Origin of the sequence: Burkholderia sp. E168m23, assembly GCF_016586125.1 — a bacterium.
In the GTDB taxonomy this organism is placed as follows: Bacteria; Pseudomonadota; Gammaproteobacteria; order Burkholderiales; family Burkholderiaceae; genus Burkholderia; species Burkholderia orbicola.
The window spans coordinates 1-1,242 of sequence record NZ_BCPP01001401.1; the positions used below are offsets into that span (position 1 = coordinate 1).

The 1,242-nt window shown below is 69.2% G+C and carries 1 protein-coding gene and 1 pseudogene; both read left to right on the plus strand.

Annotated features, from left to right (window positions below; all coding sequences use genetic code 11):
- On the plus strand, positions 1-607 hold a 607-nt coding region (locus JMF90_RS37645), incomplete at its 5' end, for an ABC transporter permease (RefSeq protein ID WP_201326400.1).
- 158 nt (positions 608-765) lie between these two features.
- Positions 766-1,242: pseudogene (locus tag JMF90_RS37650) on the plus strand (acyl-CoA dehydrogenase); the annotation flags it as partial.

Here is a 1,242-nt window from a genome sequence, read left to right on the forward strand (position 1 = left end):
GACCGGCATCTCGATGTCGGTGCTGCTGCGCGGCTATGCGCTGGGCGTGCTGCTGGCGTTCGCGCTGACGTCGCTGGCGGTATCCACGCGCATCGGCCGCGACCTGCTGACGATGCTCACGTCGATGTTCAATCCGCTGCCGTCGATCGCATTGCTGCCGATCGCGCTGTTGTGGTTCGGGCTCGGCACCGGCAGCCTGCTGTTCGTGCTCGTGCATGCGGTGCTGTGGCCGCTCGCGCTCAGCATCTATACCGGCTTCGTCGGCGTGCCCGCCACGCTGAAAATGGCCGGGCGCAACTACGGGCTCACGGGCCTGCGCCAGATCGCGCTGATCCTCGTGCCGGCCGCGCTGCCGTCGATCCTGTCGGGCCTGCGCGTGGGCTGGGCCTTCGCGTGGCGCACGCTGATCGCGGCCGAGCTCGTGTTCGGCGCGAGCGCGGGGCAGGGCGGCCTCGGCTGGTACATCTTCCAGAACCGCAACGAGCTGTATACCGACCGCGTGTTCGCGGGCCTCGCGGCGGTCATCGTGATCGGGCTGCTGGTCGAGAATCTGGTGTTCGATACGCTCGAACGCGCGACCGTGCGTCGCTGGGGCATTCAGCACTGACGGGGCGGTCCGCGATCAATCCCGGCGCTTGTATAACGTAAGCTGAAATCGGTTTTTCACGCGCGGCGGGGGCGTCCTTATACTCGGCGGATGCGTGTAACGGACGCCGTGTCGCGCGTTGCTTCGCCCCCCGATCTCCCCCAACAAGGACCTGCCGAATGACTGCCCGTGATGCCGTCGATCCGCGCGACGCATTGCGCGACGCGCTTGCCGCGCTGCCCGACCTCGCGACTTTGATCGGCGAGGATGCCGCACCACGCGAGGCGCGTCGCGAACTGCCGTTCGAAGGCTTCGCGCTCTTCCGGCGCTCGGCGCTGGGCGCGCTGCGGATTCCGGTCGAGCGCGGCGGCCTCGGCGGCACGCTGGTCGACCTGTTCGACACGATCGCGACGCTGGCGGCCGCCGATTCGAATCTCGCGCACGCGCTGCGCATCCACTACGACCAGACCGAGACGCTGCGGCTGTCGCCGCGCACCGCGTTCAACGACGTGCAGCTCGAGCGCGTGCTCGCCGGCGCGATCTTCGGCGGCGCGTCGACCGAGCGCGGCACGTCGCGCCCGGGCGAGAACACGACCGTGCTGCGCCGCGACGGCGACCACTACCGCGTGACGGGCCGCAAATACTATTCGACGGGC